This window comes from Paenibacillus silvae, from assembly GCF_014639235.1.
In the GTDB taxonomy this organism is placed as follows: Bacteria; Bacillota; Bacilli; order Paenibacillales; family Paenibacillaceae; genus Paenibacillus; species Paenibacillus silvae.
Genome location: NZ_BMFU01000001.1, coordinates 511,403 through 530,220 on the forward strand (window position 1 = coordinate 511,403; position 18,818 = coordinate 530,220).

Consider the following 18,818-nt stretch of genomic DNA (forward strand, 5'->3'; position numbering starts at 1 on the left):
GCAATAGATCTCTAAGCAGTGTAATCCCCTCCTACTGTTGCAACGCCTGCACGTTTTTTGGCTGGTCGGTTCTCACCGCGCACAGGGCCAAAGTAACGTTCATACAGCAATCTTTTTTTGTTATGTGCAATCATCTGTTCTACCGCCTTGTGGTCAGCTCCCGATTGCTGCATCGTGCTCTCGATCTGCTGCATCGCAATCTCGCGCTCTGCACCTGTTCCCTGCACGGCTGCCTGACACAAAGCCTCGAACCCGGGTTCGCCCAGCTTGCCCAGACTTTCCGCACTGTTGTAGCGCACTCTCCAGTCTGCATCACGAAGTGCCTTGCGCAGCAGCGGTATACTGCCTGAAGCATGCTTCGAGCCCAGCGCCTGCACCACTTCAGCGCGAACTTCCGGGTCCGGATCCTGAATCAGCTTCAGAATCGTCTCATCCCGAAGGGCCGGACTTGCACTGAGATACAGCTTCACCGCTTCGGCCCGTACATCCTGATGCTCTGCTCCAACGAGCCTGTCGAGTGCAGGCATTACTTCAGGCACCGCTTGCCCCCACATCGCTACAAGGCCCACTTTGACAAAGTCAGGATTGCGGTCCTCCAGCAGCTCAAGCAGGACACGGCTTGTATCGAGATTTGCTTCCAGCAGTATATCTGCGGCCAGATGATGAATCGATTTTCCTTTCGTTAAAAGCAGTGCAAGCATATCCTTCAACTCGCCATGCCGGGTCGTACATCTCGCAATTGAACGTCCAATCATAATCGCCATCGGGCCAGGCTTCTCATCTCTGAGCAGCTCCATTAACCCCGGAACCGCTTCGGGACAGCGCATCCCACCCAAACGATATGCCGCGTCAATCTGACGACCGTAACGCAAGCGCCCCAGCTCTTTGAGATCATGCTCGACAAATCCGGCCTCACGGCACAATTCAATCAGCCTCTCCCGATACTCGCCTTTGAACTGGTCAATCCATTCAATGAGCTTGTCCTGAATAACCCGGCGCTCCAGCGGGGCCAGTTTTCCGGGCGGCAGCTTGAGCGGGCTGTTCTCTGTGAGTGCCGTCTGCAAATATGTGAAATAATCCCGCTGCTTCATTTCGTACAAAGCCATTTTGCGCTGTTTGCCATTGTGGGACATTTTCATGGCAAACAGAATGATGACGCCCACAATCACAAGTGCGATGCAGACCATCAGAAACCAATAGGCCAAAGCCAAACTCTGGAACATGTGAAAAAGTCCTCCTTTATGCTGCTTTATGATTTTCTGTGCTGTTCTTTCAAGGAATTGTCTAATTCATCTCATCTTTGTACCTTTTATTCATCCCATCTTTGTACTTTCATTCATCTCATCTCTACACAATCATTTATCTTATTTAATCGATGCGTAAACTAGGCATTTTCTCATAGGTCTGCTTCATTTTCTCATAGCTCAGCTTGAGTCTTTCGCTGTACTTGACCTGTTCCCAAGGCTTCCAGCTGTAGACGGGCAATGCCTTCAGATCGAGGCTTGTCTGTTCACCGCCAGGCCATGATACCTGTTTCGTGGAGCGGTTCGTCAGCCATGGAACGAGTGTGATGCCTTCAACTGTCGTTGTAGAGAACTCACGTCCGTTTTTCAATGGTCCATACTCAATCGCCTGCAAGGAGCTTGGATCACCGAAGCCAAGCAGCATCCATGGGATTCGCATCTCCACCTGATTGCCGTTATACTGCCAGGCTGTTAACGAATCGGTGTCAGTCTGTCCGGGTGCTGTTGTTCCCCGTTTTAACATCCCGACGTTCTCTGTCATAAATGGATGCGCTGAACGTGTATCCGGTGGTGTCATTTTCAAACTAACCGCCAGGTTCCACGAATGGAACGGTTCAGCCGACTTCAATTCCTGATCCGGAATCATGTTATATCCATCCTTGCCGTACAGTCGCTGGTTGAAATCATAATCCTTCGCAATCTGCACCTGTGACTCGTTATCCTTGCCAAGCGTAACGACCGTTTCCAGTCCGTCGCTTAGCGTTTTGCCTGGAAGCATACCGCCAGGCTGACTGCCACCAGCAAGGGTATTGGTACCGATTCGAAGCAGCGTCCGTTCAGGGTCAAATGGCTGATCCAGCGTCAGGCCTATATACAGATAGGCTTCGTCATGGGTCATTTTCATCTCCTGAATGCCCTGCACCTTGCCTTTCCAGACCGTGACCTCCTCAGGCTGCAGATTATTCCAGTCATCCAGCTTGCCGTCGATGGTCAGCTCGTCCTGTTTCCCGGGGTCCATCGCCAGCAGACCAAACATTTTCTCATTCGTCAGCACATTCAGCCAGTACGCCCGGCGGTCAGCCGGAATCTCGATCGGCATCGTGTTCCAGGTTTTTTTGAACCACTCATCCTGCCACATGAACAGAATAGCTCCTGCGTACCCTTCGTCATAAATATCCTGTGTCAGCGAAGCATCAATGTCCCCCTGCTGCACCTCGTTATGCCCGCCCTGATTCCGTCCGCCCATGCCCAGATGGGAAATCCCCAGGGAGGAAGGTACACCGTACTCTGTAACCATTACAGGCATATCGGAAAACTCGGCTTTGAGCTTGCGCAGATAGCTTTTGTACGTGTTGTACTCCCCATTGGCATCCTTGATCGTTTGCAGCGTCTTATCGATGTGGAACAGGTCCGGGTAATACGGATACACATGGTAGGCGGCAAAATAACCTCCATCCCATGCCTCAGGCTTGATATGCCGTGCATCTACACTAACCATATCCTCCTCATACAGCGGCTCGCCCGGATGATCCAGCACATCGGTGGTGACCCAGTTGGTAAAGGTCATCGGGTGCTCCCACCCATACTTTTTCTCCTGAACAGCCGTGTAATCGAGAAGCTCTGCCAGCCAGTTCTCAAACGGAGAGGCTTCTGCTGTCGCTGAGAAGTGCACACCCTTGTACTGCGGCACATCCGCATGCACCTTGTTTGTATTGTCCACCATAGCAGGGTCCCATTCTGTGCCTACATGCCATGCCATCAAATATTTTCCGGCATTGGTTCTGTATTTACCGCTGGATTCTCCATTCTTGGCTGCAATGTCTGCATCTCCGTATACCGCAGATACTGCCTTTTCAATCTCCTGCTTGAACGTCTGCTCAATATGATCGGCATAGGCATCCCGCTTTTCGATCAATTCCTCCTCGGGTGACCATATGCCCTGTATAAAATATAATGGCTGCTCCCGGCCGCGATTATAATCGACCAGTGCGGAGTAAAAAATCGGCTGATGGACCGTATACACACGGATCACATTCGCTCCGAGGTCCTGAATCTGCCCGAACCAGCGCAGATAATCCTGCTCGGTAAGTGGAAATTCTCCCGGGTAATGTCCTGGTGAAGTTGCCCCAAGGTTGACCCCTTTGACGAACATTTCCTTCCATGTTCCATCCTTTTCGTATTGCATGAACCGGTCTCCATCGGTCTTGAACTTCATCTCCGTGCCATTCTCCGCTGTATACGTAACGAGCTTGGGCTGCATATAATGCCATCCGGCCAATATCCCGCCAGTCAGCACCATCGCACCTGTCAAAGCTGTCAGTAACCAGCGTCTTCGTCGTTGTCTGCTCATGACTTCTGATTGCTCACCTCTCTAGTATGCATCCTGCTTCCCTATGCACCGGATTTATAGCATGTATATCAAATCCGGACAGGAAACATACGATCATTCCGCTTCGGATGTCCGCTTTGGTAGAGATGTCAGCGGTGTAGTTCTCACTATAGCGCTAAGCCTCTGTATTGTAACTAGGCTGATGGAAGCAAACACGATATGGAACGTTCTGCCCATACCCGGCCGTTCGCGCCATCCTCCGGAACACCAAGGCAGCAGCTCCGTTTGCGGTCTTTTTACATGTGATCTGCCCAAAAAAGCACAGATGAATGCACCGCTGCTCCTGCGTTACTCCACTCTTTATTGTTATGTGCAACGCGGCCTCAGGCACTCTTCCCCCGTGAAACATATACCCCATTAAACGCAAGTCGATTTTTAAAGTTGCGCTGTTTTTTACAGTATTAACCATAAAGATTACAAAATTGATACTATAGTCCGATAACGCATCAGTGAAAACCCGCGCCACATCAAGGTTTTCTGAAAAGTGCTGAAAATGAAAAAAGGACATCAGTCCCTCATATAGGACTCTGTCCGTTGATCCAGCTTTTACAAAAAGCAAAATGAACTGCTGGTCATCACCCTGCGGTCACAGATCTCTCACATTATATGTAAAAAAGCACTTCTTATTTCCTATTTCCGGGCTTCAATCTGGTCATTCTGTATTTGTGTCCAATTTGCAAAATAATTCCGGTTGCCGCATTTGCAATTGTCCTTTATGCTTATAAAACAAGAACACTTGTTCCATACTGTAAATAAACTGTAAATAATGAGTACTCCGCCTATAGATCACCCGATAGGAACAACAACCAGAATTACAGCAGATAAGGAGTGGAAATAGTATGCCCCGCCAAGACAGACGTGTCATCATGCTGGCAGACTGCCAGTCATTCTATGCCAGTGTGGAGAAGTCTGCACATCCCGAGTACAACGATCGCCCTCTGGTTGTAGCTGGTGATCCGGCAAGACGTTCGGGCATCATTCTGGCGGCCTGTCCTCTCGCCAAGTCCTACGGCATCACGACTGCAGAACGGCTGGGTGAAGCCCTTGCCAAGTGCCCGGATGTTGTCGTCATTCGTCCACGTATGGCCGAGTATATCCGCGTCTCCCTCCACATTACGCGCATTTTGCAGTCGTACACCGATCTTGTGGAACCCTACAGCATTGATGAACAATTTCTCGATGTCACCGGAAGTCTGGATCTGTTCGGCAGTCCCGAAACGATTGCACGCAGCATTCAGTCCAGAGTCATGGATGAAACGGGCGTTTACATCCGAATCGGGATCAGCGATACCAAGGTGGTCAGTAAAATGGCCTGCGACCTGTATGCCAAAAAAGTTCCCGGGGGCATCTACACGCTGCCGCGCAGGGAGATGCCGTCCACGATCTGGGAAAAACCTGTACGCGACATGTTTATGGTCGGTTCACGTATGGCACAGCATCTCTACAAGATGGGAGTTCATACGATTGGTGATCTGGCCAATACGCCGCTGTCTCGTCTGAAGGAGCGCTGGGGTGTAAATGGGGAAGTATTATGGCGTATAGCTCGCGGTATAGACGATTCCCCGGTGAAGCCCGGCACGTACACACACCAGCAGCAGGGCATCGGACATCAGATGACACTGCCGCGGGATTATGAGACCTGGGAAGAGATCAAGGTTGTACTGCTGGAGCTGGCAGAGCTGGTCAGTCGGCGTTCCCGGGACAAATCACTCATGGGGCATGTGGTCTCGGTTGGGTGCCGGGGGCAGGATTACGACAGACCCACAGGCTTTTCCCGTCAGATGAAGGTGAATGAACCCACCAACATTACGGATGAAGTATATGATGCCGCGGCTGCCCTGTTTCTTCGCCATTGGGACGGATTACCCATTCGCCGCATCAGCGTATCTCTGACCGGGCTTGTGCCTGATTCGGAGGTGCAGCTATCCTGGTTTGACGACCGTGAACGCAAAAGAGAACTGGAACGGGCTACAGATGATATCAAACGCAAGTTCGGAGACACCGCCATTATGCGGGCATCCTCCCTCTGTTCGTCTGCACAGGCCCAGGACCGTTCTCACAAAATTGGAGGTCACTATAAATGAGTAAAAAATTGCAGCAGAACGGACTCTTTGAGTCCTCACGCATGATGCTTCCGGAGCATCGGGAAGCTTATATTCTTCATCAGGAGCAGCTTGCCCCGCGTACTCGCCCTTCTCTGGATGCCCAGGCTGCCGAAGAAATGTCCCGGCTGCTGAGCAATTCCATGGTGCTGGGTGATCAGATCACCATCAGCCTGTTCCATGAGCATGACGATATTTGTTATACGGGACGTGTGCTCAAGCTGGATCGGCCTGCCCGTACGCTCAGGCTGCTGACAGCAGATGGAACCCGTGATTTACAGATGAACCTGATTACAGGTGTAACACCCGCCGGTGAATGGCTGGATGAATGAGAGTGGATCGATACAGCGGCTTCAAGTTGTGCAGGAGCGGTATCCCTGTAATAGTCAATGAAATAAAAAACAGTCGATAAACAGTTCCCGGCTCCTGCCTCGTTCGAAAGAAGCAAAATGTCAGAAATCTGATTCATCCACTGCTTATATGTGTAAATGTTATGTTTGCCTTTTAAATTTAGAAGAAACTCCAGTCAAACTCCTTGGAAAGACGCTCCAGCAGATGCACACCAGCAATGCTGTTGCCCTTGCGGTTCAATGCCGGCCCAACCAGGCCGATGCCGAATTGTCCCGGTACGAGCGTCAAAATACCGCCGGAAACACCACTTTTGGCCGGAAGACCTACCTCGATGGCAAATTCACCAGAAGCATTGTACATGCCGCAGGTGGTCATGAACGTTTTGGCAATCTGCACGTAACGGCGGGGAATAAGCTCTTCACCCGTAATAGGATTCGTTCCGTTATACGCCAGAACAAGTGCCATGCGGGCCAGATCCGCACAGGTCACTTCAATAGAGCAGTGGCGGAAATAGACAGCCAGGACATCCTCCACTTCATCCTTGATTACACCGTTGTGTTTGAGAAAATAAGCGAGTGAGCGGTTCAGGTGACCACTTTCGGATTCGGAACGATAAACGTCTTCGTTATACCCCAGTCGTTCATTGTGAGCGAGCTTGCGAAAAAATTCGAGAATGCGGCGGGACTTCTCTTCCTTGCAGTCACCGCCAACGAGGGAGGATACGGTTATTGCACCCGCATTAATGAGGGGATTAAACGGAATGCCCGGTTCAACCAGCTCCAGCTTGATCATCGAGTCGTAATCGTCACCCGTCGGTTCTTTTCCTACATTAAAGAAGACGGCCTCTTCCCCGTGATCCATCAAAGCCAGAATCAGCGTGAACACCTTGGAGATACTTTGCATCGTAAAAGGCACACCGCAATCGCCAGCAGACACATGATTTCCTTCAGCGTCCATAATATGAATACCGAGATCATCCTGTGACGCTTTGAACAGCTCTGGAATATAGGAAGCTACCTTCCCCTGCCCTGTATGCAAGCGGCTGGTCTCCAGCCACTCCGGCAGCAAGGCATTCAGTCGTTCCATCGTTGACTCACTCATATGTCATCTCCTCCACCTTATATCTATAGAAGCACCCTGCACGATGCCTATCCCTATTCTATCCTATTCATTACCCTGCGGCACGGGAAATCACACGAAGGGAAACAGGAGCATGCTCATATGTTTCTTTGATTAACGAAAGCTTCAGCTCGTTCAGCCATGAGCTTCGAATCAATATTGGTAATACCGATTCTGGCAAGTTTATGTACGACCTGGCTCGCTGAATGTGCATTTTCGATAATAATGTCTACCACTTCATCCGCATCATCCACAACGCGGATATAACGCTTGAATTCCTCTTCTGTCATATTGTTCGTGCCCACGAAAAGTGGATAAAGCAAATCCAGAACCGGCATGTGAAGTTCCTGATCCGGGACGTCTGGAACAGTCCAGAACTTGCTATCGAGAAACAGCATGGAAGTAATCGGAGCCTTGCTGTCAACGTCTTTATCACGATAATAGACATGTGAGGCGTCCTGGAACACTTCCTGAATGGTGCCCCCTCTTCCTTCCGAAAAAATGATACCGCATGAAGCCAGGGTCAGGAGAACATCTTCACGTATGCTATTGAGGAAATATTTCGCAACATGGGTAGCAAACGGCGTAAAGGGTTCATGCCCATAATGCCAGGTCGGCAAGGCCAGACTGCGATTGAGCGGGGTGAGCTGGTCCTTGAGTTCATTCACAATTTCCCACGCGGGAAGCATCCATGCATGCAGTTCTCTTAACAGCTCTTCCTGAACGGAACGTCCATCTTTCCCGATGAGATGCTGCATGTTTTGGGGAAATGCATCGTAGGGTGCTTCGGCTAAACGATTAATTGCTGATTCAAGCGAGTCCGCAGACCGACCTGCATGAAGAGCACCAAGATGCGTTGCCTCCATACAACCTGGTCCACCTCCGCTAACGACAACAAAGCCGGACTCGGATAGTTTCTTGGCAATTCGTGCTACTTTACAATACGCTGTACTCCCTCGCTTTTCCTGATGTCCCCCCATGATGGCAACAGGGCGGCGGCCTGCCTCTAACTCCGCTGCGAGAAATGCATTCATCTCGCGCACCACCGATGTGTCATGCATAGCCTCCATCATAGCGGCATACGGGTCCGAGATGGTCGTACCCCCTTGTTGATGAAAATATATAAAACACTGGAAGTCAGGCGTGGTTAGCAGGCTCTGTGGGTTGTCCGGATCAAAGCCCTTCAGCAGCTCAAGTGGATTATAAAGTTTGTTATGAATGGGGTTAAACGGAGGATGAGAGATTTTCTCCAGTGGTGTGATCATAGCGCTCTCCTGCCGGGACGCAGATTTAACTCCAATATCTCACCAGGCAACCCATCGTAGTCTCCCGTCCACGTTGATTCAAAGTTCTGTCTGAGCAAAATCTGTCGGGATGCAGCATTCGAAGGATCAATCACGGCATACAGCAGCTCAATGCCTGCGGCCTGAGCCTGTATAATCAGACGGGACGCAATGGCTGTTCCGTGACCTTGGCCCCAATGCTCCGGCAGAATCATATATCCCATCTCTGCCCGCGACGGATTGTCCTCATCCTGAATTAATTTGGCATAAGCCACACCTGCATCATCCTGCAAGTTTACACGGTAGTGCCCGCACAACGAACGAAGATTGTAATCCAGCATCGAATCAAATTGTGTTCTGGCTTCCGCTTCAGGGATCGCACGCTCGGTAATCTGTTTCATAACGTCCTCATTGGAAACAAGTGCATAATAATGTTCAAAGTCCGGTTCTGTGTATTTCACAAAATTCATGGAAATGCCTCCTTGGAATACATCATTAAATGTGATTGTGCGGCTACTATGGATCAAGATGCAACGTCGTCACCCGAAGTGCACGAAGTCCCCGATTCATCTTGAGTATAACAGAGCGGTTTCCAAAAGCAAAAAAACGGTCTCAATAGAGACCGTTTGCCTGAACTGTTTATTCATTTTGCATAGCATTCTGTGTTCAGTTGGAGAGTTGTTAAACTGAATAGCGAAGAAGCATTACACTATGCACAATACAATATTTTGCTCCGGTTCAGCTTGCGCGTGATGACGGATTCAGCTGCATCTGTTTTTTCTGAGCAGTACGTGTCCGGCGGTTTGAACCCGGAGGTGTAATCATCAGAGCCATCAGAAGAGATACGGCACAGAGTACAGCGATCACAATAAAAGTGATATGGAAGCCACCCAGCAGCGCGCTGATGAATGATCCTGCCAGAGCACCAAATCCAAAGCCTTGATAGATGATGCCATAGTTTTTACTTTGATTTTTCAAACCGAAGTAATCGGCTACAATAGCTGGAAACACAGTAATGTTACCGCCAAAACAGAAGGCAATCGCTGCCACACATGCGAAGAAGATGCCAAAGTTCAGTGGTACGAGACTCAGTGTCATAACGGCTACAGCTGTAACCAGCAGCGCTCCTGCGATGACCTTCATACGTCCTACCTTGTCCGACAAGGCCCCCAGAATGATACGGCCCGCCGTGTTGAAAATCGCGACCATGGCCACCGCATTCGCTGCTGTAGCTACATCCAGTCCTGCGAGCTTCACGCCGATGTCTTTGACGATACCGATCAGATACAGACCACTCATACAAGCTGTGAAGAAAATACCAAAGAGCATGTATGCTTCTTTGGTACGAAGCATTTCTTTGACCGTGTATTCATGCCGGACCTCTGCTGGTTTCACACCCGTACCCGCCTTTACATCTGCCGCCGGAGAGGTCTCGCGAACGACCGCCTCACGGATCAGGAATGATCCTGCAGTGATCAGCACCAGAACGATGATGCCCCAATACATAAACGCTTGTGCTGGACCAACTGCACCAATCAAGGCGGAGTTCACATATTTGAACAATAGACTACCCGTACCGAAGGCGCCAACCGAGATACCCGAGATCAGACCTTTCCGTTCAGGGAACCATTTAATTAAATTCGAAAGAGACGTAATATACGCTGTGCCGTCCGCGAATCCAACAACAAAGCCAGCCAGCAGATACAGCAGCGTTAGTGAGCTGACCTGAGAACTAAGAATCAGTCCCAGCCCGAGCACAATGCCAGCCGTACGAATCAGGCGCTGAAGCCCCCAACGCTCCTGCAGCCGACCTGCAAACAACGTAGAAAAAGCCAAAGCAAAACTCGTAATTGAAAATGTTATCGCAACCGAACTGACGTCCCATCCGAAACGATCAGCCAGCGGCTGGTTAAATAAACTCCAGGTGTAGATTGTGCCAAGCCCCATTTGTACAATGATCGTACCAAGCACAATGAGCCAGCGGTTCATTTTTATAGATGATGTCATGGTTGAATCAGATGCTGATGAAGCGGATGAAATAGCTGCTTTCATCGTAATCTCCCCTTTGCCGATGTCTGTAACCTGTTGAACATTCTGTATGCTGCTCGAGCAAACCTGAACGTTGTTCACAAGCCAATCATACATGAAAGGGGATTCATTCAACCGATTTGAGCATGAGTTGCATCATTTGCGGAATGAAATGCCGTTATATGCGCATGAGCTGCCTGAATTCTTTGACCTTGCCGCGACTGACAGGTACTTCAGCCTCCAAATCACGCAGACGCAGCAAATACGTATTGTTGAACCAGGGTACAATTTCACGTATCTGGGAAAGATTCACGAGATAGGAACGATGACAACGGAAGAAGGCATCCTGAGGCAGACGGCTATGAAAATCAGATATGCTGACCGGCATCGTAAACTCCCCGTTTTTGGTGTACACCTTCGTCACCTTCTCCTGAGCTTCTGCATAATAGATATCCGCCGAATCCGTGACGATAATATTTTCATTGCGCAGCAGATTAATACGTTTTCCAGTCTGGTTGTCCTGTTCATATCCAGGGTCATTGTCTACAGCGTGCCCTTGCGTTCCTTGATTTCCTTGCACGTTTTGCTGCTCCAGCCCACTGACCTGAACTCCATCGCTCAGCTCTTGATCCCGCTTGAAGGTCGCCTCCAGCTTATGTAGCATGGCTGCGATCCGTTTCTCGTCGTAAGGCTTCAGAATATAGTCAAATGCCTCCAGTTCAAAAGCCTCAGCCGCATGTTCCTTGTACGCGGTGGTAAATACAATGTAGGGCTTACGTGCAAACATGCCAATATGATGAGCCAGCATCATACCGTCCAGCGAAGGAATATTAATATCGAGAAAAATAACATCGACCTCCTGCTCCTGCAGAAACTTGAGCACATCGAGGCCATCCTCCAGACACCTCACGATCTGAATGCGGCTGTGCTCCTGAATCAGATAACTAAGCTCCTCACTAGCCAGAATTTCATCCTCTACAATTAAAGCTTTCATAATACCTCTATCTAACGATCCCATAATACCCTCCATTATGCACCCCTATACTACTTCCATCTAACTCCCTCGAAATACTTCCATCTAACTCTCTCGAAATACCTCCATCATGCGCTCTCATAGCACCTGCATCAGATGCTCTCTCATGGTAATTCATCTATATAAGTTGAACTAAAGATTTTACACAATCCACTCCGATGACAGAACAACCTTCCAATCGCTGTTATCCCCAGATTTTTTGAATTCCCTTTTCCAAAGGGAAAAATCCGGTGATAAAGGCGACCGCTCCGCTTTTTCAGGTTTTTTCTGTCCTCTCCGTTCACGTGTAAAAGAATAATTCAATTTATATAGAATCCCTCTTCATTCCATCCTCTTTTACTTTCAAAAATCCCTCATCGTACATTTCATAAATCCTCCATCATGCTCTCTCATAATACCTTTCATCATGCTCTTTCATAAAAACAACATCACGTCAAGACATCTCCTTTGGGCACATCAAATGAAATATCCGTTCCCTGCTCCAGTCTTGTAATTGTTAAGCCTTGTCCATAGATCAGCTTCACACGCCGATGCACGTTATACAGCCCAATCTGATTGCCCGGCATGCGATCATGGTATACCTTCTCAATAATATCGGAACTGATGCCTGCCCCTGTATCACTCACGCTGATGCGCACACAATCAGGAACATCCTGAACGCGAATCCGTACCGCTCCTGGTCCCTTCACCTTGAGAATACCATGGATAATCGCGTTCTCCACAAGGGGCTGAATAACCAGACTCGGAATATGCACTGCCACTTCATCAATCTCATAGATGACGCTAAGTCTGCTGCCAAAGCGAGCTTTCTCAATCTCTACATAGTTGCGGACCTGCTCCAGCTCCTTATGAATATCAATCAACTCATCAGACAGCTCCAGATTGTAACGCATATATCCTGAGAGGTTCACAATCAGCTCCCGTGCGCGGTCCGGCTTGGTACGGATCGATGAAGCGATCGCATTGAGTGCATTAAACAGAAAATGAGGATGAATCGTGGTCTGCAGTGCACGCAGCTCCGCCTTGTTCGCTGCAGCCTTAATCTCCTCTACCCGTGAAACCTCCATCTGAGTAGAGATGATCTGGGAGAGCCCAACAGCCATCGTTTGCAGCGGATACGTAATTCTGTAAGCTTTTCGATAATAAATTTTGAGCGCACCGGTCACCTCACCGCGTTCCTTCAGCGGAATAATCAGCAGCGAGTGAATATCCGGTGTTTTCTCATCCGTCACATCATTACTGATCATAATTTCCCCGCTGGATATCGTGCTTTTGGTCATCTCGCTAATAATCTCATTGCCAATATGATACCGTTCTTCCCCGAAACCGACATAAGCCAGAACGTTCCGCGTGTCGGTAATGGCAACCGCATCAGCCTGAATATCCTCCTGTATTATTCTGCATACGTTACGGAGTGAGTCCTCATCAATCGAGCGAAAATAAGGCAGCGTTTTATTCGCAATCTCCAGTGCCAGCTTGGCCTGACGCCCTGCAATTAATTCCTTTTCCCCCTCCACACTCTGTACCAGAAGTACAATCAGACCGATGTTCACCTCGCCCAGAATCATGGGAAGTGCGATCTTCGATACAATGTCCGCGCCAAGCGGATCAGGATACGAATACAGCAGAATCAGCAGCATCGTGAGTGCTTCAATGATCATGCCTGCACCAATGCCGATGATCCAGCGCTTGGATTTGGGGGTGTATTTGTGAATGTAACCGGACACCAGACCCGCGAGAACACTTGTAATAAGACACGGAATAGCGGTAATGCCGTCCATATCAATGAGGTATCGATGCACCCCTGAGACAATGCCCGTAATGATGCCAACAGGCGCACCAAACAAAATTCCACCCGACAGGATTGCAATAATGCGTACATTGACCAATGAACCTTCCACATTAATGCCTGTATAAGTACCAAAGATGGCAAACGCACAAAATAACAGTGTAACCGCAGCATACTCCTGTCTTCTTAACTTTCCTTTTTGCAAAATCTGCCTGAACCGCGGTACCCGTGACAGAAAAAACAAAAATATAATCAGCAGCGCCGCCCGTTCAAATAGTCCCAGCAGCATTGTAAACATTTCCAACGTACTTCCCCCGCATCTATCTGAAAATAAACAGCAGTGCCTGAGCACTGCCTACTACCCGGCATCCCGGTGCACATTATGACCGCACTACTCGTATGCACCAGTTTACCGTTCCGCTGTCATGAAAGCAAAGGATATCCTGTGAAAATGATAAAAGGCCAATCGGATGGATTCGATTGACCTGAATTTCTGTATTTTGAGACCACATCATAAAATTTCAGAATAAGCATAGTGTGCATAGGTCATGTTCTGATCAGCCTTCCTCACCAGCAAAATAACGTCTAATGAAATAACTCGGCGTGCAGCTCCACGCGTGACAATAACTGTTGATCAGATTGCTGCCATACGGAGAATATGTCTTGTCTTCGGGATTATACAGCTCCCAGAACGTATCTGCTCCATCCTTGATCATACCGCCCCAATAGGTACGAATCTGATCCAAGGCCTCCTGTTGTTGTCCACACTGGAGCAGGGCCTCAACATAGTGATGCATCATGTAAGGGGTATTCATTGGAATCGCCTCGTAATAACCCTTCAACCGTTGCAGCAATGCACGCGCCACCTCCACGTCCACCACTTCGGCCAGAATCATCCACACCTGTGATGCCCAAGACACCTGCCGCTGTTCACCACTCATGAAGAAACCCTGTTCCTCATCCCACAAAAATTGAAGCGCCGCTTCTTCGGCCCGCCGAATCTGCGTCTGAAGCTGTTCCACCTGTTCAGAAAGTCCCATTTCGCGGGCGATGCATAGAGCTTTTTTCAACCCGTAGATCAGCACCGCTTGCGCACCCGCCTGTTTGTTCAGCTGCTCATGCCAATCGAGGAAACAATACCATGTCTCATCATCCTGCACTATCCCACGCTTATCCAGCCGTTTCAGCGCAATATCAACCTGTTCTTTGGCCACAGGCCAAAGCACCTCCAACGTGTCCCGATCCTTCGTTGCTTCGTAATAGTCCCACAGCGTCGTGATAAAAAACAGGGAATAGTCGTACAAATAAATATCGTCTACATACGGTTCAGGTTTTTCATATAGACATGCGCCTACCTGCCCGCCTTCCAGCCTTGACCCGGCAAACAAATACAAGCAGCGCTTCACCAGGTCATTGCAGCCAAACGTCTCATAATTGACCAGTGCCTGTAGACGCAGATCCCCAATCCAGAGACGACGATCACGCTTTGGCCCATCCTCAAACACCGTCTGCATACAATCTCGCAGCGTATGAATGGAAACCTGATCAAGCTGCACCAGTTCCTCATCCACGCTGGCTGGCAGTGGGGTTATGGCATCCATGGAAGCAGACGTTACGGTTGTACAGAACACTTCCTTGAGCTGAAGATCATACCGAATGGACGTTTCCAATATTTCAAGCTTCAAATAACGAAAAGCATAGCGGCGGTTCAGCGTAATCGTACCCGGAAGCACATCGACATTCACGATCTCATCCTGCAGCCAGGAACGACTGAGCCAGCCCTCATATGTGGCAAAATCCTCTCCAACCTCACATGGCATCTCGCCAAAGGTCAGCTTTAATCGTAAAGGAGCATCTGCATTACTTCGCACATTCAGCAGCGACAGTGTGACATAACCGACAAGATGCTGACCAAAATCCAGTGTAATCTCGTCTCCCTTGCGAAGCACCTGTTCGGACATGGCTTCTGCCGGGGCCAGCGGCTCTATTCGCCACCCTTGAAAGGCATCTGCATCACGTATGGAACGAATAAGCTGCTCAGGAAACTACTTTTTGCTCATAAAGCTTCGGAATCCATTGCTGCGCCTGCTCCATCCAGAATGCATTGGTGATATGCGGACTCCTTATTTGCTCACTCTTCATCTGTCCACTCCTCAGCTTATCACTTACATGACTCATCTCCGTTCCCCTCCTTAACCTTTAACAGCGCCAACCGTCATGCCGCCAACAAAATATTTTTGTAAAAATAAAAACACCAGCAACAGCGGCAGTGCGCACAGAAAACAGGCTGCAAACAATACATTCCATTGCGTCGGATTCTGCTGATCCCCCAAAAAGCCAAGCATAGCCAGAGGTAGAGGAGAATCCCCCGCTCCCGAAATAAAGATCATATTAAAAAAGTAATCGTTCCAAATCCATACCCCCTGCGTAATAATAACCGAGACGGTCACTGGAATGAGCAGTGGAAAAACAACCGTCCAGAATCGCTGGAAAAGTCCGGCGCCGTCGATATGTGCAGCCTCCTCTACTTCTTCAGGCACACCGCTGCGAATAAAACCGGTATACAGGAAGGTCGAGAAAGGCAAGCTGCAGGTAATGAACATAAAAATCGGTGTGTATTGATTGGTGGGGATATGCAATGTATTAATCATCTGTACAATAGGAATGAGCACCATCTGCGCAGGTACCACCAGACCCGACAGAAAGAACAAATACATAAACTTGCTGAGTCTTGTTTTCAGCCGTGCCATCGGGTACGAAGCCATCGCCGCGAATACAACCACAAAGATGACCGATACCCCGGTGAGCACGACGCTGTTCCAGAGCGCTTCCGGGAAATGCATACGCTCGAAGGCGGCCTTGTAGCTTGCCAGAGATACGCCTTGAAACAGCACTAGCGGGTTCGTATTGTCTTTCGGATCACGCAGCGACGTAGAAAAGGCAATGATAAGTGGAATCAGATTCAGCGCCATAATCAGTATAACCGCCAGCTGCACAGTACCTTTTCCCATCCATCGACGAAGCATCATGCCGACACCTCCCGCTTGTTCATCTTGAGTACAAACACCGCAGTTATGATAATGATAACGGCAAACGATATGACACCAAGTGCTGAGGCCTTGCCGAAGAGCTGCTCGGTAAATGCCATTTTATAGATCGAAAAGATTAATGTATTCGTTGCTGTGCCTGGCCCGCCATTCGTCATAATAAACGGAAAGTCGAACGCCTTGAGACCGTTGATCAAGCTAAGTGTCACGTTAATGGTGATAGCTGTAGCCAGAAGGGGAATCTTTACATGCCGGAGCAGTCGCCACGGACCACACCCGTCAATCCGTCCAGCCTCCAGCAGATCATTCGGGACCGTTTGCAAACCCGCGAGAAAAATAATCATCGTAGTGCCAATCGTTTTCCAGATTTCCACCAAAATGATCGAATAAAGTGCAGTTGAATAATCACCGAGAAAATTGAGTTCATTAGCAATGCCCAGTTTATCCAGAAAGGAAGAAATCAGCCCGTAATCCGGCATATATACATAGCTCCAGAGAAAGCCCACAACGATAGCACTGAATAACGTAGGAATGTATGCCAAAGAACGGTATATTCCGGTTCCTCTTATTTTCATATTCAATAGCAGCGCCATGGCCAGACCGATGATATTGCCTGCAATAACGGTAACCAATGTATAGATCAATGTGTTCTTGAGGGATACACCGAGAATATCACCGCGAAAGAGCTCCTTGTAATTATCCAGCCCGATATAACTGTACGCCTGAGCATAGCCATTGTAGTCCGTTACGCTGTACTGAAATAACCGCAGGATCGGAAAAATCCAGAAGGTCAGGTAGAAGAGTAATGCGGGTACCGCGAACCAGTACATGGACTTTTTCATGACCGTTGAGTTCATCTTGCTCCATCCTTTCCGAAAAGACCGAAGCCAGGGAAGCTGCCTCGAATGCCCTTCCCCCTGCAACCGGTCGTGTCTCTTAACTCCTGTTATCTAACTAGGAAAATTTCCTGGCTTTGAACAAAAATTCAGCAAACTTGGCTTCCTTCAATGTTTTCAGACACTCTCCTAGTTTTTCCACAGCTCTCTGAATTTGCTTTCCATAGCTTCAGCTACCTGTTCAGGAGTTGTCTTCTGTCCGGCGATAATCTCTGCAAACTTGGCTTGCATCACATCCGACACGCCCGCAGGCCACATCTGATTGCTGAAATAGACCGAATTGCCCGTTTCCTGATAGTTATCATTCACTTCCTTGAACAATTCCCTCTCAAGGCTCACGCCCTTATACACACTGATAGAACTGTTGGAAGCCACAAACGCCTTGAATAGCTCGGATTGTCCGTCAAATAAATAATTCAGCACCTGCTTTGCCGCATCCAGATTGGCCGATTTGGCATTGAGTGCGTAACCCGCCGATGTTGCAGCAGATACATATACCGGTTTGCCGGAATCATTGCCTGGAAGGGAAGCGAAACCACGGGTAAAGTCAGCCGCACCTTTGGAGGTCATGGAAGCATAATCCCATGTGCCCGTCAGGGTCATCGCTGCTTTGCCGTCAATAAACAGCTGTGCAGATTGAGCACTTCCAATACCTAGCGAGTTCTTCACTACATAGCCCTTGTCGTACAGATCTTTATACCTCGAGATCGTTTCAATCCACTTTGGATCGGTCAGCGATGTCTCTCCTTTTTGCAGCTTCACATCAAAATCCATATCTTCCGGGTATACCATGTTGGCCGCGATCTGGTACATTCCGAATTGAATCACCCAAGGGTCCTTATCTCCCATCGCAATCGGTGTAATTCCCGCATCCTTCAGCTTCTGGCACAGTTCCAGGAAGGAAGACCAATCTTTCGGAAATTCGGAATAACCCACCTGCTGCAGCAGTTCCTTGTTGTAATACGCACCCAGAAAAGCGATCCCGCCCGATACGCCGTATGGCTTGCCGTCCACAGACATATCCTCCTTTGCACCTTGACTGATGTTATCCCAGAACTTCAAGTCAGACAGGTCAGCAGCAAACCCGGCTTTGGCAAAATCAATAACTCCGCCTGCTGAATTTTTAGGGAAAATCCAGAAAATATCGGGGCCCTGCCCCGCAGCCAGCTTCGTGCGCACTGACGTATTGTACTGATCATCAGGAAGCTTCTGTACCTCTAGATTAATGTTCGGGAATTTCTCCTTGACCAGACGAGGCAGTGTTTCAAGCTCGAAGTCTTCTCCTTCCGAAGCTTTGTTTCCGGAGAGCATCATCGTCAACGTAATCGGCTTATTGGCATCATCGCCAGCATTGTCGGAACTGTTCTGTTCCTGACCAGAAGAACTGCATGCGCTCAGAAATGTCATAAGCAGCACTAAAGTCAGCGTCCACAGCCGTTTTCTATTTTTCATCTTGTCATTCCCCCGATTCATGTTTATTCTTGCTTTGTGCACATTCTCATCATACGGTGAGCGTGGGTACATTTGCTTTAGCTAG

General features: G+C 48.9%; 15 protein-coding genes. 2 read left to right on the top strand and 13 right to left on the bottom strand.

Annotated features, from left to right (window positions below; all coding sequences use genetic code 11):
- Nucleotides 1-11: 11 nt before the first annotated feature.
- Both IEW26_RS02325 and IEW26_RS02330 read right to left on the bottom strand, forming a co-directional pair.
- Nucleotides 12-1,223 (bottom strand): HEAT repeat domain-containing protein, encoded by a 1,212-nt coding sequence (locus IEW26_RS02325; protein ID WP_145403976.1) that lies wholly within the window; start codon nt 1,221-1,223, stop codon nt 12-14.
- Nucleotides 1,224-1,368: 145 nt separating this feature from the next.
- Nucleotides 1,369-3,594 carry a hypothetical protein gene (locus IEW26_RS02330; protein WP_188591153.1) on the bottom strand — a complete coding sequence of 742 codons (2,226 nt, stop codon included), beginning with the start codon at nt 3,592-3,594 and terminating at the stop codon, nt 1,369-1,371.
- Nucleotides 3,595-4,472: 878 nt separating this feature from the next.
- On the opposite strand from IEW26_RS02330, the gene IEW26_RS02335 reads away from it, so the two are divergent.
- Complete coding sequence (locus IEW26_RS02335; RefSeq protein ID WP_188591154.1) at nt 4,473-5,717, top strand: DNA polymerase IV; 1,245 nt, start codon at nt 4,473-4,475, stop codon at nt 5,715-5,717.
- Nucleotides 5,714-6,067, top strand: coding sequence for a YolD-like family protein (locus IEW26_RS02340; protein ID WP_111273452.1), 354 nt, complete (start codon nt 5,714-5,716; stop codon nt 6,065-6,067). The genes IEW26_RS02335 and IEW26_RS02340 overlap by 4 nt, the downstream gene beginning before the upstream one ends.
- Nucleotides 6,068-6,245: 178 nt before the next feature.
- On the opposite strand, the gene glsA is transcribed toward IEW26_RS02340, so the two are convergent.
- The 11 genes from glsA to IEW26_RS02390 all read right to left on the bottom strand — a co-directional run bounded on the left by glsA (nt 6,246) and on the right by IEW26_RS02390 (nt 18,733).
- Nucleotides 6,246-7,187: a glutaminase A gene (gene glsA / locus IEW26_RS02345; protein WP_188591155.1), complete on the bottom strand. Its 942-nt coding sequence runs from the start codon at nt 7,185-7,187 to the stop codon at nt 6,246-6,248.
- A gap of 116 nt (nt 7,188-7,303) precedes the next feature.
- The gene (locus IEW26_RS02350; RefSeq protein WP_188591156.1) at nt 7,304-8,470 is read right to left on the bottom strand and encodes a hypothetical protein; all 1,167 of its coding nucleotides are present in this window, start codon (nt 8,468-8,470) and stop codon (nt 7,304-7,306) included.
- A complete protein-coding gene (locus IEW26_RS02355) occupies nt 8,467-8,958 on the bottom strand; it encodes a GNAT family N-acetyltransferase (protein ID WP_111273456.1) in 492 nt (163 codons plus the stop codon). Before IEW26_RS02355 ends, IEW26_RS02350 begins: the two co-directional genes overlap by 4 nt.
- A gap of 268 nt (nt 8,959-9,226) precedes the next feature.
- Nucleotides 9,227-10,495 carry an L-lactate MFS transporter gene (locus tag IEW26_RS02360; RefSeq protein ID WP_229729685.1) on the bottom strand — a complete coding sequence of 423 codons (1,269 nt, stop codon included), beginning with the start codon at nt 10,493-10,495 and terminating at the stop codon, nt 9,227-9,229.
- Between the two features lie 199 nt (nt 10,496-10,694).
- Complete coding sequence (locus IEW26_RS02365) at nt 10,695-11,510, bottom strand: LytR/AlgR family response regulator transcription factor (RefSeq protein WP_188591648.1); 816 nt, start codon at nt 11,508-11,510, stop codon at nt 10,695-10,697.
- A gap of 467 nt (nt 11,511-11,977) precedes the next feature.
- On the bottom strand, nt 11,978-13,627 hold the full coding sequence (locus tag IEW26_RS02370; RefSeq protein ID WP_145404323.1) for a sensor histidine kinase: 1,650 nt from the start codon (nt 13,625-13,627) through the stop codon (nt 11,978-11,980).
- A gap of 268 nt (nt 13,628-13,895) precedes the next feature.
- A complete protein-coding gene (locus IEW26_RS02375; RefSeq protein WP_373288428.1) occupies nt 13,896-15,368 on the bottom strand; it encodes an alpha-L-rhamnosidase-related protein in 1,473 nt (490 codons plus the stop codon).
- A 7-nt stretch (nt 15,369-15,375) separates the two neighbouring features.
- Entirely contained in the window at nt 15,376-15,516 is a 141-nt protein-coding gene (locus tag IEW26_RS30195) for a hypothetical protein (RefSeq protein WP_229729616.1), read from the bottom strand.
- A gap of 14 nt (nt 15,517-15,530) precedes the next feature.
- The gene (locus tag IEW26_RS02380; RefSeq protein WP_188591157.1) at nt 15,531-16,367 is read right to left on the bottom strand and encodes a carbohydrate ABC transporter permease; all 837 of its coding nucleotides are present in this window, start codon (nt 16,365-16,367) and stop codon (nt 15,531-15,533) included.
- Nucleotides 16,364-17,242, bottom strand: coding sequence for a carbohydrate ABC transporter permease (locus IEW26_RS02385; protein WP_188591158.1), 879 nt, complete (start codon nt 17,240-17,242; stop codon nt 16,364-16,366). Before IEW26_RS02385 ends, IEW26_RS02380 begins: the two co-directional genes overlap by 4 nt.
- A 168-nt stretch (nt 17,243-17,410) precedes the next feature.
- Nucleotides 17,411-18,733 carry an ABC transporter substrate-binding protein gene (locus IEW26_RS02390; protein ID WP_188591159.1) on the bottom strand — a complete coding sequence of 441 codons (1,323 nt, stop codon included), beginning with the start codon at nt 18,731-18,733 and terminating at the stop codon, nt 17,411-17,413.
- Nucleotides 18,734-18,818: the final 85 nt, after the last annotated feature.

What these genes read in the sequence shown, in the direction of transcription:
- IEW26_RS02325 (WP_145403976.1), bottom strand. Translation starts at nt 1,223, where the DNA reads ATGTTCCAGAGTTTGGCTTTGGCCTATTGGTTTCTGATGGTCTGCATC.
- IEW26_RS02330 (WP_188591153.1), bottom strand. Translation starts at nt 3,594, where the DNA reads ATGAGCAGACAACGACGAAGACGCTGGTTACTGACAGCTTTGACAGGT.
- IEW26_RS02335 (WP_188591154.1), top strand. Translation starts at nt 4,473, where the DNA reads ATGCCCCGCCAAGACAGACGTGTCATCATGCTGGCAGACTGCCAGTCA.
- IEW26_RS02340 (WP_111273452.1), top strand. Translation starts at nt 5,714, where the DNA reads ATGAGTAAAAAATTGCAGCAGAACGGACTCTTTGAGTCCTCACGCATG.
- glsA (WP_188591155.1), bottom strand. Translation starts at nt 7,187, where the DNA reads ATGAGTGAGTCAACGATGGAACGACTGAATGCCTTGCTGCCGGAGTGG.
- IEW26_RS02350 (WP_188591156.1), bottom strand. Translation starts at nt 8,470, where the DNA reads ATGATCACACCACTGGAGAAAATCTCTCATCCTCCGTTTAACCCCATT.
- IEW26_RS02355 (WP_111273456.1), bottom strand. Translation starts at nt 8,958, where the DNA reads ATGAATTTTGTGAAATACACAGAACCGGACTTTGAACATTATTATGCA.
- IEW26_RS02360 (WP_229729685.1), bottom strand. Translation starts at nt 10,495, where the DNA reads ATGACATCATCTATAAAAATGAACCGCTGGCTCATTGTGCTTGGTACG.
- IEW26_RS02365 (WP_188591648.1), bottom strand. Translation starts at nt 11,510, where the DNA reads ATGAAAGCTTTAATTGTAGAGGATGAAATTCTGGCTAGTGAGGAGCTT.
- IEW26_RS02370 (WP_145404323.1), bottom strand. Translation starts at nt 13,627, where the DNA reads ATGCTGCTGGGACTATTTGAACGGGCGGCGCTGCTGATTATATTTTTG.
- IEW26_RS30195 (WP_229729616.1), bottom strand. Translation starts at nt 15,516, where the DNA reads ATGAGTCATGTAAGTGATAAGCTGAGGAGTGGACAGATGAAGAGTGAG.
- IEW26_RS02380 (WP_188591157.1), bottom strand. Translation starts at nt 16,367, where the DNA reads ATGATGCTTCGTCGATGGATGGGAAAAGGTACTGTGCAGCTGGCGGTT.
- IEW26_RS02385 (WP_188591158.1), bottom strand. Translation starts at nt 17,242, where the DNA reads ATGAACTCAACGGTCATGAAAAAGTCCATGTACTGGTTCGCGGTACCC.
- IEW26_RS02390 (WP_188591159.1), bottom strand. Translation starts at nt 18,733, where the DNA reads ATGAAAAATAGAAAACGGCTGTGGACGCTGACTTTAGTGCTGCTTATG.